Here is a 12,424-nt window from a genome sequence, read left to right as displayed (position 1 = left end):
TTTTTATGTCGGATGGTTTACAGGTCAGCACTCAGCAAAAGCTATTATGAGTGGGATTAAAAAAGCCGAAGCATGGGCCTCGGCTTTTCGATTACAAGGTTTGGTTAAGCTGGTAATAACGTCCTTGCTGACTGAGTAGCTCTGAGTGGCTACCATGCTCGACGATCTCACCTTGTTCGATAAGACAGATGCTGTCCATCTTATCTAAGTCGACCAAACGGTGCGTAATAAAGACGACTGTTTTGCCGACGAAGTGCTGTTCAAATAGCTGCATGATTTGCTGTTCGGTTTGCTTATCTAAACCTTCAGTAGGCTCATCAAGAAGCAGGATAGGCGCATTGTGCAGCAGAGCACGAGCAATGCCAATCCGGCGCTTTTCGCCACCAGAGAGCTGACGGCCACCGTCGCCAAGCCAGGTATCTAAGCCGGTATCTTCAAGCAGTTTTGCTAAGCCAACTTTGTCTAGGACTTCAGCCAGTTCGCTATCTTCAGCTTGCGGCTTTGCCATTACAAGATTGTCACGCAGTGAGCCGTTAAGAACGTCTACACGCTGGCTGACAACACTAATTGCGCGGCGCAGGTCGCTTTCGTTCCAGTTTTTAATCGGCACCCCAGCAATCTTAATCTCACCTTGCTGTACATCCCAATAACGGTTCAGTAGTTGGAGCAGGGTAGACTTACCCGAACCCGTCTGGCCAACAATCGCAATGCGGTGCTGGGCTGGAATTTCAAGGCTGACCTGATTAAGCACTTTCGCTTCGCTGTCCGGATAGTGGAAAGAGACAGCCTGGTATTCAATGGAGAATTCTTGGCTATGGGCTTCACTCTGTTCTGGGAACTGAACATCAGGCTCAGACAGAATGATGTCATTCAGGCGACGAGCCGAAGTGAGTGTTTGGCCAAGATGCTGGAATGCGCCAGCAATAGGCATAAGTAGCTCAACACTTGCCATAGTAGCGAACGCGACCAGTGCAATCATAGGATCTGGCGTATTGCCGCCGACACCATCAGCTGCAAGCCATAGCATCAACACAATTGTCCAGCCATTAGCTAATAAGAGTAGTGCTTGAGCAAGACCCGAGAAATGAGCATTAAAGAACTGGTTTTTGAGCAGTTTTTCCTGAGCATTTAAAATCGCTTCGCGATAGCGTTGCTCTGCACCAAATAGCGTCAGTTCGCTGTAGCCTTGCAGCCAGTCTAGAGTGGTAATTCGTAGATCAGCTTTGTTTTGTGTGAGTTCAGCACCGTTGTTCTTACCCAGTTTGTAGAACAGCACTGGCCACGTCAGCAGCAAGGCGAACAGAATCGTGCCTAAGGTCAGGCCGAGCTCAGCATCAAACCAGCTAACCAGAGCTGTAAGGCCCAGAATACCGAGCGTACCGACAATCATTGGGCTGACCAGTCTTAGGTAGACATGGTCCATCGCATCAATGTCTGCGACCAGACGGTTGAGCAGATCTGCATCTCGCAGATTCGATACTCGACCCGGGATTAGCGGCGCAAGTTTCGAGAAGAAGAAAATGCGCAGGTCGGTAAGAAGCTTAAAGGTCGTATTGTGGCTAACCACTCGCTCACCCCAACGTCCCGCCGTTCTACCCATAGCGAAGCCACGCACAAAAGCGCCGGGCAACATGTAGTTGAACGTTTCACGGGCAATGGTTAAGCCGGCAATGGCAGCCGCAGACAAAAACCAACCGGACAGGGTTAGCAGGCCGATTGATGCTGCTAGCGTCAAGAACGCCAATAGCATACCTAATGAAAGGCCGAACCAATGTTTCTTATACAGTTTTAGGTAGGGAAGTAACTCACGCATCCAGATTCCCCTTATTAGCTTGGTTAAGCGCTTGGTTTGCTTTGAGCATCTCTTGGAACAGGCCTTGCTGATTAGACAGCTGAGCAAAATCGCCACTCTGGACAATTAGGCCATCTCGCATTACCAGAATCTGTTCGACACTTTGTAGTGGAGTGAGTTGGTGGGTAACCATAAGTGCGGTTTTACCTTGGATCTGTTTTTCCAGTCCCTGCATTACCAAGCGTTCACTTCTCGCGTCCAGACTTGCGGTTGGTTCATCCAGTAGCCAGAACTGGCCGTCCTGAATCATGGCACGAGCCAGAGCAAGACGTTGTGCCTGACCTACAGACAGGCCACCTGAGCGATCAGAAACCGCATAATCTAGGCCGTGTTGATTAACAAATTCAGCAGAAAAAGACTCTTGCAGTGCCAATTGAATGTCTTGCTCGCTGACATTCGATTTACCCAGCGTGATGTTGTCACGAATCGAACCGTGTAACAGCAGCGGGTTTTGGCCAACCCAACTGATGTTCTTACGCCAGTTCGCAAGGTCGATTTCGGTACGTTCGATATTATTGATCGTCAACGAGCCGCTATAAGGTAAGAAGCCAAGAATCGCGTTAATCAGGCTGGTTTTACCGGCACCGCTAGGACCGACTAAAGCGCTAGTCTGAGCAGATGAGAGCTCAAAACTCACAGGGCCCAACAGTTTTTTACCTTCAGGGGAGAAAACCTCTAAATTTTCGGCACGAATAGAAATGGCTTCTTCAGTGGTAAGTGTTTTATCACCAGAGCGAACAGTTTCTACGTCTGTTTCGATAAATTCTACGATGCTTTCTGCTGCGCCAACCGCTTGTTGCTTGGCGTGGTAGAAGGTACCAAGGTCACGCAGGGGTTGGTAAAACTCTGGAGCCAGGATCAGAATAAACAAGCCAGCGAACAGCGTAACGCCTGCGCCGTAGTCACCAAAGTTAAGTTCACCGATAAATGCGAAACCGAAGTAGACCGCGGTTAAAGCAATCGAAATAGAGGTGAAGAATTCGAGCACAGCAGAGGAGAGGAAAGCAATTTTCAGCACGTCCATGGTGCGGGTGCGGAAGACTTCAGAAGCACCACGCATGACTTCTGTTTCGGCTTTGGTGCGATCGAACAGTCGAATGGTTGTCATTGACTGTAGGCGATCGTAAAAATGACCAGATAAACGTTGCAGCGCCTTAAAGTTTTTGCGGTTAGCGTCTGCGGCCTTCATTCCGACTAACGCCATAAACAGCGGAACCAGTGGCGCGGTGATAAGGAAGATCAGACCTGCAGCCCAGTTAACCGGGAAAACCACGATAAGGATGACGAAGGGAACCAGTACCGACAATGACATCTGTGGCAGGTAACGAGCGAAGAAATCTTGCATATCTTCAACCTGCTCTAGTAACAGGGTTGCCCATGCACCTGCAGGTTTACCTTTAATGTATGCAGGACCAAGCTCACGTAATTTGTCTAATATCAGTTGGCGGATATAGACACGGATCTGTTCACCGCAACGGTAGCCTGCAATTTCACGTCCCCAAGAGCATAGCGCACGAACGGCAACGATCGCAGCGAGGCCAATAAAGTGAGGAACTAAGGTATGTTTATCAACATGTTCGATAATCAGTTGGTGCAGTATGGTTGCAAGCAAGGCGGCCTGAGCCAATAGAAAGATGCTTGAAAGTACTCCAAGACCCACAGCAATCATAAGCCAGCGTTTGGCGAGCTTACTTTGCTGCTTGAGCCATAGATTCAAGCTGCGTTGTTTCTTTTTATCCATCGTGAAGGCTTAATGAGAATTATTATTAGCAATAAGAACTGGGCATTATACAAAAGAAAGCCCCGCGGGAATACCGCGGGGCTTTAAGGATTTGAGGCAAAAGTGAAAAATATTATTTACTATCTGCCAATGCGTCTAGATAACGTTCTGCATCCAGGGCTGCCATACAACCAGTACCAGCAGAGGTAATAGCCTGACGGTAGTTATGGTCCATTACATCACCAGCAGCAAATACACCGGCAACGCTGGTTTGTGTCGCGTTACCTTCCAGACCTGATTGAACAATGATGTAGCCATCTTTCATTTCAAGCTGACCTTCGAAGATCGCTGTATTTGGCTGGTGACCGATAGCAATAAAGGCACCCATTACGTCGATCTGCTCAATGCTATCTGATTGAGTATCTTTGATACGTACACCCGTTACACCCATATCATCACCGACGACTTCTTCCAGAGTGCGGTCAGTATGGAGAACGATGTTACCGTTTTCTACCTTGTCCATCAGACGTTTAACAAGAATCTTCTCGGCACGGAATGTGTCACGACGGTGAATCAGGTGAACTTCTGAAGCAATGTTCGATAGGTAAAGAGCCTCTTCAACAGCGGTATTACCACCACCTACTACTGCGACTTTCTGGTTACGGTAGAAGAAGCCATCACAGGTTGCACACGCTGATACACCACGACCTTTAAACGCCTCTTCGGACTCAAGGCCAAGGTACTTAGCTGAGGCACCCGTTGAGATGATCAGAGCGTCACAAGTGTACTCACCGCTGTCACCCTTTAGACGGAAAGGACGTTGGCTGAAATCTACTTGGTTAATATGGTCAAACAGAATCTCGGTTTCGAAACGTTCTGCGTGCTCTTTCATGCGTTCCATCAGGTTTGGACCGGTTAAACCTTCAGGGTCACCAGGCCAGTTTTCGACTTCAGTTGTGGTAGTTAACTGACCACCTTGTTGCATGCCAGTAACCAATACTGGGTTTAAGTTTGCTCGCGCAGCATAGACGGCAGCAGTGTAGCCAGCAGGACCTGAGCCAAGGATAAGAAGATTGCTATGTTTAACGTCGCTCATTTGTGCTCCATTAGCGGTGACGCTTTATCTGTAGTTTGTCTCGATTGTATGGAATATATGGGGGCTTTGAAAGAGTTAGCAAGCCGCAAAACAGGAATAATTGGTTATAGGTTAGAACGCAAACGTTACACTTTGTGTCAGTCAAAGTAGAGTTAACCTATTGATGTTAATGAATTATTCACTTAGCGCTAGTGAAGTCGTCTAATATTTCAAACTGTGACTTTTCGAAACTGGTTTTATTCTCTAGTTATATCGAAAAATGCAACCCAAAGTTCTGTATATGTATTTTTGTTGGATTGAAATGCTAAAAAATGTTGATCTGACAATACAAGTGCGCAAATAATAAATGTGAACAAGATGTTAATCGAATTATAGGTATGTACATTCATTAAGGAGATGATGATGTTACATCAGCGTGAAACTACCCTTCAACTGACTAAACTTAGCGACGCTGCGATTGCTCAGCTAGCCCCTTCTTTTACCCAACTGCCAAATACAGAACATGCCGACGGTAAATTTCGTCTAAGACGCTATTCTGTAGTGTCATTGCAGGATGGCAAGGTTACTGACTTAGGTAAAAACGAGTTTATGCAGACGGATGATATCAACCGTTTCCAAGGCAACGTTGTACGACAGTTTGAGCCAATTGAAGAGAGCACTATAAACAGTGATGGTATGCGCGAGATGTGCGAGCTGTTTGTATCATCGAACAACCTGACCAATGGCCATGAAATTGAGATTCACCAGATCCGTATCTCGGCAGTTTTCGACGAGACTCAGGTCGCTCCTGAAGGTGTCCATCAAGACGGATTTGAACACATTGCCTTGATCGGTATGGGTCGTCACAACATCGAAGGTGGTGACATCATGCTTTACAACAGCTTCAACGAAGCGCCATTCTTCCGTAAAGTACTGCAAAGCGGCGAAGTTGCGATGCTAGCTGATGACAAGTTGTGGCACAACGCAACGCCAATTCGCTCAGTGATCGAAGGCGAAGAAGGCTATATGGATGTATTTGTTTTAACCGCTAAGGATGCAGTGAATGAGCTTCACTCCTAATCTAGCCAGAGCGCAGTTCAGCGCTCTGAGCCAAACCCATAACGACCTGCCTGTTGTGTTTCTTGATGGCCCTGGCGGCTCTCAAGTTCCAGGTTCGGTACTGGAAGCAATGAATGCTTACCTTGGTTACTTTAATTCAAACCTGGGTGGTCATTATTTCTCTAGTCGCAACACCACTGACCTGATGAAGCAGGCCCGCGAGCATGCTCAGGTTCTGGTCAACGCGGAGTCGAGTGATAATATTGTCTTCGGCGCTAACATGACGTCGCTGACTTTCCAGTTAAGCCGTGCGATTAGTCGCGATTGGCAGGCGGGTGACGAAGTTATCGTTACTGCCCTGGATCATTACTCAAATGTCTCTAGTTGGCAGCAAGCTGCTGACGATAAGGGAGCCATCGTTCATCAGGCGCGAGTTGATGAATCTGACTGTAGTCTGGACGTCGAGCACCTGATCTCGCTAATTAATGATAAGACCACATTGGTAGCATTAACTTTTGCATCCAATACCACAGGTTCTGTTGTTGATGTGAAGCGAGTGATTGAAGCCGCGCATGCGGTTGGAGCGTTGGTATATGTCGACGCGGTACATTATGCACCACATCACCTGATTGACGTTCAGCAGCTAGGCTGTGATTTCTTAGCCTGTTCAGCGTATAAATTCTTTGGTCCTCACGTAGGCATCGCCTATGTGGCACCTAAGTGGCTGCAAACTTTGAGACCTTATAAAGTTGAACCTGCGACTGACGTTGGCCCGGGTCGATTTGAGACAGGTACGCAAAGCTTCGAAGGTCTTGCGGGTGTGATTGCTGCGGTGAAATACCTTGCTCAATGGGGTAAACAAGGAGACTCATTGCGTGCGCAGTTGGTTGACTCTTATCAGCAGTACAATCAGCACGAATCTGCGATCAACGAGCGCTTCATGACGCGTCTGTCTGAGTTAGAAGGCGTTAATCTGTTGGGACGAACCGCAGCGGACAGTCGTTTAAGAACACCGACTTTCGCCCTGACGTTTGATCACCATACTCCTGAACAGATTGCTAAACAGCTTGGCGAGCGCAACATTTGTGTCTGGAATGGCCACTTTTATGCTTTGGGTTTAGTTCGACAACTCGATATCGAGTCGAAAGGCGGCGTAGTACGTATCGGCTTTATGCATTACAACACGCTTGAAGAAGTCGACATGTTGTTTGATGAACTAAAACGTATTCTGTCGTAAAGCAATAGAGATATAAGCGGTATCTGCTAAAAGACCTCCATCATGGAGGTCTTTTTTATTGGTTAAGCGCTAACTTCCACTTCATAGGAAGTGAACTTGCGAATGTTAATCACGCCAGTATCAAAAATCATGTATTGACCCTTGATGCCCTGAAGTACCCCAGTCACTTCAGGATTCTTATCGAAATTGTGCGAAGTGATCTTGGTAGGGTGCTGCTCTACCGGATAGTTAATCGTGGTGATGTCGCCACTCAAAACTTCGATCGCATCGTTACCAAATTGCTGTTTTATCTCGGCAATCTTCTCTTCGACCAATGGTAGTAGCTCAGCAAAGCGTTGTTCCAGTGCCATTGGCTCGCCATCGCCCTTGAGCAAAGTACGCCAGTTGGTTTTATCCGCGATATGTTTGGCCAATTCTACTTCGATCAAACCAGAAATATGACGTGTTTTAACCTTGAAAATTGGTAAACCCTGAGTTGCGCCCTGATCAATCCATCGAGTTGGGATCTGAGTATGACGGGTAATACCTACCTTAAGACTTGAGGTGTTTGAAAGGTAGACAAAGTGGTCAACCATACAGTTCTCTTCGCCCCACTGAGGCTCGCGACAGGTTCCCTGATCGTAGTGGCAGGTTTCAGGTTTCATAATACACATGTCGCAACTAGCCAGCTTCTTCATGCAGACAAAGCAGTGGCCTTGAGAGTAGCTCTTTTTGGTCTTTTTGCCACATGAGCAACAGAAGATGTTGCCAGTGTGGGTAAGGGTCAGTGTCTGACCGATGAAAGGAGAGAGGTCTACTAACTCATCACCCACAGGCAGACGATAATGAACGGTATTTTCTAGAGAGGCACGCATCTTACTTAGCGTACCTTTAGCAATTAAAGACATGACAGTGCTCTTAATTATTCGGGGTTAATCCCCGTTTGTTTTTAGTCTTCTAGTGTAACACTTTTTTCTCTGTCTGCGTGCAGAGGTCATCAGCAGTAAAGCGAGCAAAATCATCACTTATACGGGGATAGTTTATGAGGCAGATCTAATATTTACTGGCGAACGAGCAGTGAAAACGAGATAAAATGGAACCAAGATCTTATTATTAACTGTGTGTTGTACTATTTGGCTGATTGCTTTCCCGCCAATACGGATTTTGCTATTGAAAGTTATCCATAAAGTTATCTTTACCTTGGTTGTTGTGACTCTATTCATCGTGCAAATGTTTTGGATGCACGGTGGTGGACGTGTCATTAAGATAATACCTTCGGAGTTTGAGTTTTCTGCGACAAACGATCAGCCTCAGGGAGGGATTTCTACCTCATCGCTAGTGACCCAGAATGATGTAGCCATGCTTGAGTGTCGTCTTGCAAAAGGGGAGCTCTACCCTTGGCCATATTGTGGCTTATCCGTTGAGCTAGGCGCATCAAAGATCAGTGGAATGGACTTAGCAGATTTCCATACCGTCAGACTTGATATTGACTTTGAGCAACTGGATGGCAGCCAGCCCCCATCGTTACGTTTTTATCTGCGGAACTATAATCCAGCCTATTCGTCACCAGATAATGAATACTCAATAAAATACAACGGTCTTGAATATACGCCAGGGTTTGACAGCGGCACTATCGACATTCCAATCGCTAACCTACAGGTTCTTACTTGGTGGTTAGCTGACAATCAGATCCCGATTGCTCATTCGGCACCGGAATTCTCTAATGTGACAAAACTAGAGTTAGCTACTGGCTCTGGTCACAATCAAGGTGAGTACAAAATGAAGGTCAACAGCATTGAGTTTGTTGGCAACTACATGGATGGCGAAGATCTATTGCTTGGTTTACTGGTGGTTTGGGTCGCGATGGCATTGGTGTACAGCATGTTAGAGATAAAGCGTGGTCGTCAATTGATCTTGCAAGCGCAATATCGACAAGAACATCTACGCAAACTTAATCGTCACCTTAAAGAACAGAACGTTCATTTTGCAGAGCTGGCGAATAGGGATGCACTGACAGGCGCGATGAACAGGCACTCAATACGTGACTGGTTAGAAAGCAATTACCAAGGCCAGAATACCCAGGCAAAACGATTGTCAGTAATGTATTTGGATATTGACCACTTTAAAGTGGTCAATGATAAGTATGGCCATGCAATGGGCGATGACATACTCAGAGAGTTCACTATGGTTGTACTTAGTTCACTCAGTGCCAGCGAACGGCTGGTTCGCTGGGGAGGCGAAGAGTTTGTTGTATTCTGCCCGGGCCGCAACAGTGAAGAAGCGGCAGAGCTGGCAGAAAAGGTTCGTCACCGGGTTGAATCTCATCTTTGGGTGCATGGCGATCCTCTAACTACAAGTATCGGTGTAGCGTCACTTGGCGAAGAGAGAACCAATGAAATGTTGGTGAGAGCCGATGAAGCGCTCTATATGGCTAAGAGAGAGGGAAGGAACCGCGTAGTCGTTATTGACTAGTCTGTTGAACATCAGCGTCATCTGTCACGATGACGCTTTGTGTTTGTTCACTGTTTAAAGAATCGTTTTCACTCAGTAGTTCAGTATCCGCTTGCTCAGCTTTAATGATTGGCTCTTTTGGCCCGAGGAACTTAGGCTGAGCATGAGTGATATAGATATCAAGAAACGCTTTGGCCCGTGCAAATACCTCTCTCACTCTGACTTGTAAGCCAGAATGTCTCGATGGCCCGGCAACCGCAAAACACTTTGCGTCAATGTCGTGAGAATTGGCAATAAACAGCGCCCGTTCACAGTGAAATTTCTGCGAGATGATCAGGAAGTTATCAGTATCGAAAATCTCTTTTGCCCGAACCACTGAGTCTAAGGTGCGAAAACCCGCGTAATCTAAAAAGATTCTATCTTCAGGAATACCAGCGCGAAGCAGGTCGCGCTTCATTGTCCAGGGTTCATTGTATGAGCGATGAGCGTTGTCACCACTGAGTAGAAAGTGGCTCACTTTACCTTGCTCGTACAACTCGATAGCAGCATCAATGCGGTTGGTATAGTACTCGTTAAGAATCTTACCTAAGTATTTGCTCGTTCCCAACACGACAGCAACATCAAACTGTTCTATCTGCTCGGGTTGGGTGAACACCTGATGTCTGGCCTGATATGAGATCCACCGATCAACGACAAACAAGCTGGCTGAAAGCGCGATAAATACGACTGGCAACCAAGCGATGAGTTTTAGAATCCGGCCTAACCAAGTTTTGGCTGGTTTGTCACGGTGGAATAATCTACGCACTAAATTTGTCTGTTCCTTTGTGCCCATAACCCAATAATTGTAAAGCAAAACAACACGATGGTTAGCATGATGCCAGCATCTAAACCGCGTAATGTCCGAGATAGGTAAGGGGTTGCTTTAACAATGATTAAGCCGTAACCAAACGCGTTAATCAAGACAAAGGCGAAGGTTCTGAGTGCGAAGTTGTAATTTCTTAATAAACGTCTTAACAGCGCGTTAATTTCGCCACCTGCCATCACAAGAGTACAGGCGATTAGTGCGGTAGAGATTTCGCTTAGGTAGGGTCTAAGGTAGCTACCTAACAAGTTCAAGTATTCCATTGCAGTACATTACATAGTATTGATTTAACGAGAATAACATGAAGTGATGCGCGAATGTCTAGTACGGCATTTGTGAGAATAGACTTGTGTGACAGGAATAAAAAAACCCAGCGTGGCTGGGCTTTTTATTTGGTTAGAATGCTGTGCGCTTGTAGCGGCGGTAAACTGGCTGCCAGAAAGACGCGTCAATTGCTTCTTCTAGCGCGTCATCTGGGATTTCCAGAGCGACACCTTGTTCAATTGCCTTTTTAGCGACAGCAAATGCAATCTTCTTCGATACAGAGTGGATCGCCTCTAGTGGCGGTAGCAATGCACCTTGACCATTGATCGCCAGAGGAGAACAGGTTGCAAGTGCACGGCTTGATTCCATCAGCATTTCGTCGGTAACACGCTTAGCTTGTACTGCGAGTACACCCAGACCAATACCAGGGAAGATGTAACTGTTGTTACACTGTGCAATCGGGTAAGTTTTACCTTCATGTACCACAGGATCAAATGGACTACCCGTTGCAACCAGCGCTTCACCATTGGTCCAGCGAATGATGTCGTTAGGCGTTGCTTCGACACGGCTGGTCGGGTTAGAAAGCGGGAATACGATTGGGCGCGCACAGTGTTTGTGCATTTCCTTGATCACATCTTCGCTGAACAGACCCGGTGCACCAGATACACCAACCAGAACCGTTGGTTTAGCGTTACGCATTACATCAAGCAATGAATAACCATTGCTGTCTGACTCCCAGTCAGCAGTATTGGCGTGTTTCTGTACCAGGCGCTGTTGGAAGTCTAACAGGTTAGGCATGCCTTCCTGTAACAGACCCCAGCGGTCGACCATAAATACCTGAGAACGTGCCTGTTCATCAGTGATACCTTCAGAGACCATCTGAGCAATGATAGCTTCAGCGATACCACAACCTGCTGAACCTGCGCCTAAGAAGGTCACACGTTGCTCTGAGAGCTTGCTGCCAGCAGCCTGACAAGCTGCAAGTAGCGAACCAACAGTAACAGCAGCAGTACCTTGAATATCGTCATTGAAACAACAAACGCGATCTTTGTAACGCTCAAGTAGCGGCATAGCGTTTTTCTGTGCGAAGTCTTCAAATTGAATGAGTGCATCAGGCCAACGGCGCTGAACTGCCTGCATGAACTCTTCAACGAAAGCATCGTACTCCGCGCCAGTAATACGCGGATGACGCCAGCCCATGTACATTGGGTCTGCGAGTCGTTGTGGGTTATTGGTACCGACATCGAGTACGATAGGTAGTGTGTAAGCTGGACTGATGCCACCACACGCGGTGTATAGAGCCAGTTTACCAATTGGAATACCCATGCCGCCGATACCCTGGTCGCCTAGACCAAGAATACGCTCGCCATCCGTTACCACGATAACTTTGACATTGTGGTTAGACGCGTTGTTAAGGATGTCATCGATACGGTCACGGTTTGCGTAAGAAACAAACAGACCACGGCCACGACGATAGATGTTCGAGAAGTTTTCACATGCAGCACCAACCGTTGGTGTATAGATGATAGGCATCATCTCTGAAATGTGATTCTGAACCAGACGGTAGAATAGGGTTTCGTTAGTGTCTTGGATGTTGCGCAGGTAAATGTGCTTATCCATATCGCTTTCAAAGTTGCAATATTGTTGATAAGCACGCTCTACTTGCTCTTGAATAGTTTCAGTATTTTCAGGCAATAGACCTTCAAGGTTGAAAGATCTTCTTTCCTGCGCGCTGAAGGCACTGCCTTTGTTTAGCAACGGCGTACTAAGCAGGGCTGGACCAGCGTAAGCAATATATAAAGGGCGTTTATCGTTATTCATCACTTGCCTTAAGTAGGGTGGAAGGGGTCATTAGACCTTTGGAACTCGGAACCTAAAAATGATAGGGATTCGTTGTCTTAATGTAAACTGAATATTCCTGCATT

At 46.8% G+C, this 12,424-nt stretch carries 10 protein-coding genes; 3 read left to right on the top strand and 7 right to left on the bottom strand.

Annotation, left to right across the window (positions count from 1 at the left end; genetic code table 11):
* Positions 1-91: 91 nt before the first annotated feature.
* From cydC to trxB, 3 genes are all read right to left on the bottom strand, one after another.
* Complete coding sequence (cydC, locus tag RH46_RS07020; protein ID WP_006878707.1) at positions 92-1,813, bottom strand: heme ABC transporter ATP-binding protein/permease CydC; 1,722 nt, start codon at positions 1,811-1,813, stop codon at positions 92-94.
* On the bottom strand, positions 1,806-3,593 hold the full coding sequence (gene cydD, locus RH46_RS07015) for a heme ABC transporter permease/ATP-binding protein CydD (RefSeq protein ID WP_006878706.1): 1,788 nt from the start codon (positions 3,591-3,593) through the stop codon (positions 1,806-1,808). Before cydD ends, cydC begins: the two co-directional genes overlap by 8 nt.
* A gap of 112 nt (positions 3,594-3,705) precedes the next feature.
* Entirely contained in the window at positions 3,706-4,668 is a 963-nt protein-coding gene (trxB, locus tag RH46_RS07010) for a thioredoxin-disulfide reductase (RefSeq protein WP_006878705.1), read from the bottom strand.
* 399 nt (positions 4,669-5,067) lie between these two features.
* On the opposite strand from trxB, the gene RH46_RS07005 reads away from it, so the two are divergent.
* Both RH46_RS07005 and RH46_RS07000 read left to right on the top strand, forming a co-directional pair.
* Positions 5,068-5,727 carry a 2OG-Fe dioxygenase family protein gene (locus tag RH46_RS07005; RefSeq protein WP_040895355.1) on the top strand — a complete coding sequence of 220 codons (660 nt, stop codon included), beginning with the start codon at positions 5,068-5,070 and terminating at the stop codon, positions 5,725-5,727.
* Entirely contained in the window at positions 5,711-6,943 is a 1,233-nt protein-coding gene (locus RH46_RS07000) for a cysteine desulfurase-like protein (RefSeq protein ID WP_006878703.1), read from the top strand. Before RH46_RS07005 ends, RH46_RS07000 begins: the two co-directional genes overlap by 17 nt.
* A 62-nt stretch (positions 6,944-7,005) precedes the next feature.
* Here RH46_RS07000 and RH46_RS06995 read toward each other — a convergent pair whose 3' ends face one another.
* Positions 7,006-7,830 (bottom strand): DUF2797 domain-containing protein, encoded by an 825-nt coding sequence (locus RH46_RS06995; RefSeq protein ID WP_006878702.1) that lies wholly within the window; start codon positions 7,828-7,830, stop codon positions 7,006-7,008.
* A 262-nt stretch (positions 7,831-8,092) separates the two neighbouring features.
* On the opposite strand from RH46_RS06995, the gene RH46_RS06990 reads away from it, so the two are divergent.
* Positions 8,093-9,394, top strand: coding sequence for a GGDEF domain-containing protein (locus RH46_RS06990; RefSeq protein ID WP_006878701.1), 1,302 nt, complete (start codon positions 8,093-8,095; stop codon positions 9,392-9,394).
* Here RH46_RS06990 and RH46_RS06985 read toward each other — a convergent pair.
* From RH46_RS06985 to RH46_RS06975, 3 genes are all read right to left on the bottom strand, one after another.
* A complete protein-coding gene (locus RH46_RS06985) occupies positions 9,384-10,178 on the bottom strand; it encodes a SanA/YdcF family protein (protein ID WP_006878700.1) in 795 nt (264 codons plus the stop codon). The two genes, RH46_RS06990 and RH46_RS06985, sit on opposite strands and share 11 nt — an antisense overlap.
* Positions 10,178-10,498 carry a DUF3392 domain-containing protein gene (locus tag RH46_RS06980; protein ID WP_006878699.1) on the bottom strand — a complete coding sequence of 107 codons (321 nt, stop codon included), beginning with the start codon at positions 10,496-10,498 and terminating at the stop codon, positions 10,178-10,180. The genes RH46_RS06985 and RH46_RS06980 overlap by 1 nt, the downstream gene beginning before the upstream one ends.
* A 133-nt stretch (positions 10,499-10,631) precedes the next feature.
* A complete protein-coding gene (locus RH46_RS06975) occupies positions 10,632-12,320 on the bottom strand; it encodes an NAD-dependent malic enzyme (RefSeq protein WP_006878698.1) in 1,689 nt (562 codons plus the stop codon).
* Between the last annotated feature and the right edge of the window lie 104 nt (positions 12,321-12,424).

It is taken from the genome of Vibrio brasiliensis LMG 20546 (genome assembly GCF_000189255.1).
Classification (GTDB): domain Bacteria; phylum Pseudomonadota; class Gammaproteobacteria; order Enterobacterales; family Vibrionaceae; genus Vibrio; species Vibrio brasiliensis.
The sequence above is the reverse complement of the archived record's forward strand: the minus strand, read 5'-3'. Positions and strand labels throughout refer to the sequence as shown.

Excerpts from the sequence above, each read along its gene's own strand:
- RH46_RS06995 (WP_006878702.1), bottom strand. The coding sequence starts at position 7,830 with ATGTCTTTAATTGCTAAAGGTACGCTAAGTAAGATGCGTGCCTCTCTA.
- RH46_RS06980 (WP_006878699.1), bottom strand. The coding sequence starts at position 10,498 with ATGGAATACTTGAACTTGTTAGGTAGCTACCTTAGACCCTACCTAAGC.
- cydC (WP_006878707.1), bottom strand. The coding sequence starts at position 1,813 with ATGCGTGAGTTACTTCCCTACCTAAAACTGTATAAGAAACATTGGTTC.
- RH46_RS06975 (WP_006878698.1), bottom strand. The coding sequence starts at position 12,320 with ATGAATAACGATAAACGCCCTTTATATATTGCTTACGCTGGTCCAGCC.
- RH46_RS07000 (WP_006878703.1), top strand. The coding sequence starts at position 5,711 with ATGAGCTTCACTCCTAATCTAGCCAGAGCGCAGTTCAGCGCTCTGAGC.
- RH46_RS07005 (WP_040895355.1), top strand. The coding sequence starts at position 5,068 with ATGATGTTACATCAGCGTGAAACTACCCTTCAACTGACTAAACTTAGC.
- trxB (WP_006878705.1), bottom strand. The coding sequence starts at position 4,668 with ATGAGCGACGTTAAACATAGCAATCTTCTTATCCTTGGCTCAGGTCCT.
- cydD (WP_006878706.1), bottom strand. The coding sequence starts at position 3,593 with ATGGATAAAAAGAAACAACGCAGCTTGAATCTATGGCTCAAGCAGCAA.